Source organism: Roseomonas rosulenta, from assembly GCF_016106005.1.
Classification (GTDB): Bacteria; Pseudomonadota; Alphaproteobacteria; order Acetobacterales; family Acetobacteraceae; genus Neoroseomonas; species Neoroseomonas rosulenta.
Window position 1 is genome coordinate 1 of record NZ_JACADR010000452.1, and the last position, 2236, is coordinate 2236.

Genomic DNA, 2236 nt, shown 5'->3' on the forward strand with positions numbered 1-2236 from the left:
TCAAGCGTGTGCTCTTCCGGTCTCCGGCGTTGCCGCGGCGGCCTCAGGCGCCGGGGCGGGCGCAGTCGCAGCGGTCGTCGGTGGCTGCTGCGGGTCGGCCGATGTCGCGCTGACGGCACTGCGCGCCGCGTCGGCAGCAGAGGCCATGGTCATTGCGGCGGGGGGGGCGCTGCCCGCTGCCGCCGTCACGGGCGCATCCGGTGGCCCGAGCCGCGCCAGCCATACGGCACCGCCGCTGGCGGTCAGCGCCACCACCGCCCAGAACAGCCCGAGCGCCCGCCAGCCCGGCACGCGCATCGGGAGCCTTGCTTGACGCGCGCTCAGCGCGCGGCGCGGCGCTGCGGGTTCGGCGCCGCGGCGATGCCGCGCAGCAGCTGCACGGCTTGCTGTAGCTGGTGGTCGGTCTCGGGCTTGGTCGGGTCGAAGGCGGCGGCACCTTCGGCCGGCTGGCGCTCCACGCGCTCGACCAGGCCGGCGGGCAGGCTCAGCGGCGGGCGCGGCGGCGCCGCCTGCTGCGCCTGCTGACCGGCATTGTCGTTGCGCAGGGCGCGGCGTAGGTCGGCTTCGCGGTCGCGCCGGGCGACCGCGGCGGTCGCGGCGTCCTCGCGCGTGGCGAGCACCTCGATGTCGGGCTCGATCCCGGTGGCCTGGATGGAGCGGCCCGAGGGCGTGTAGTAGCGCGCCGTGGTTAGGCGCATGGCGCCATTGCCCGGAATGGGCATGACGGTCTGCACGCTGCCCTTGCCGAAGGACTTCACGCCCATGACGATGGCGCGGCGGTGGTCCTGCAGCGCACCGGCGACGATCTCGCTGGCGCTGGCCGAACCCGCGTTGATCAGCACCACGACGGGCAGGCCCTGGGCGATGTCGCCGGGCCGCGCGTTCCAGCGCTGCGCGTCCTCGGCGCGCCGCGCGCGGGTGGAGACGATCTCGCCCTGATCGAGGAAGTCGTCCGAGACCTGCACCGCCTGGTCGAGCAACCCGCCCGGGTTGTTGCGCAGGTCCAGCACGATGCCCTTGAGGTTCGCGCCCGCCTGGCTGCGCAGCTGCTGCATGGCGCGGCGCAGCGCGGTCTCGGTCTGCTCGTTGAAGGAGGACAGGCGGATGTAGCCGATATCGCCCCCTTCCATCCGGAAGCGCACCACCTGCGGGCGGATCACGTCGCGGGTGATGGAGAGCTCGACCGGGCGGTCCGAACCTTCGCGGCGGATGGTGATGCGGATGGCGGTGCCGCGTTCGCCGCGCATCTGCTCGACCGCTTCCTGCAGGGACAGGCCCTGCACGGAGTTCCCGTTGAGATGCGTGATGAGGTCGCCCGGGCGCACGCCGGCGCGCGCCGCGGGCGTCTCGTCGATCGGGCTGATCACCTTGATGTAGCCGCCCTCCTGCGTCACCTCGATGCCGAGGCCGCCGAACTCGCCGCGCGTCTGCACCTGCATGTCGCGATACATGCGCGGGTTCATGTAGGAGGAATGCGGGTCGAGGCCCGAGAGCATGCCCTGGATGGCGTTCTCGATGGCGTCGCGGTCGTTGACCGGCTCCACGTATTCGGCGCGGACGCGCTCGAACACGTCGCCGAACAGGTTGAGCAGACGGTAGGTCTCCGCCCGTCCCCCTTCCTGCGCGCCGGCCCCCATGATGGGGCCGACCAGGACGCCGGCCACGAAGGCCGCGCCCACCGCCGCGTAGGTTCCGGTCCTGCGCCGCATCAGAATTCCTTCCTTCCGCATCGCCAAGGGCCCGACAGCCCCGGCGCGAGTCGCAATCCTACAGTGCTTCGCGGGCCAAGGTGCAGCCTCAATCCGCGCGGATACACACCCGTTACCGTGACCCGGCGGCCTATCCGGCCCCGGGGCGGCCCCCACCGAGCCAGGCCCGCGGATCGACCGCCTGCCCGCCCCGTCGCAGTTCGAGGTACAGGCGCCCCCGCCCGCCCTCGCCATCGCCGACGATGCCGACCGGCTCCCCGGCCAGCAGCCGTGCGCCGGTCGCGGCATCGATCCGTCCCAGCCCGGCCAGCACGACATGGTGGCCGTCGGCGCACTCCACAATCAGCAGCAGGCCATAACTTCGGAAAGGACCGCTGAACGCGGCGCGGCCCTGGCAGGGGCTGACCACCCGCGCGCCGGCGGCTGCCTGCATGGTCTGGCCGCGGGCCGGCCCGGCTTCCGCGGGGTCCCCATAGGCGCGGATGACGCGGCCGGCGACCGGCGCCACATGCGCCGCCGCCGGCGCC

Annotated in this window: 3 protein-coding genes; 1 reads left to right on the plus strand and 2 read right to left on the minus strand. The window is 73.4% G+C overall.

The window, feature by feature from the left end:
- Positions 1 to 313: hypothetical protein (locus HW578_RS28080; RefSeq protein WP_408906269.1), on the plus strand; the 313-nt coding region annotated here is incomplete at its 5' end.
- 7 nt (positions 314 to 320) lie between these two features.
- Here HW578_RS28080 and HW578_RS25685 read toward each other — a convergent pair.
- Together HW578_RS25685 and HW578_RS25690 are read right to left on the minus strand one after the other, a co-directional pair.
- Positions 321 to 1709, minus strand: a complete 1389-nt coding sequence (locus HW578_RS25685) for a S41 family peptidase (RefSeq protein WP_198373551.1) — start codon at positions 1707 to 1709, stop codon at positions 321 to 323.
- 130 nt (positions 1710 to 1839) lie between these two features.
- On the minus strand, positions 1840 to 2236 hold a 397-nt coding region (locus tag HW578_RS25690; RefSeq protein ID WP_198373552.1), incomplete at its 5' end, for a murein hydrolase activator EnvC family protein.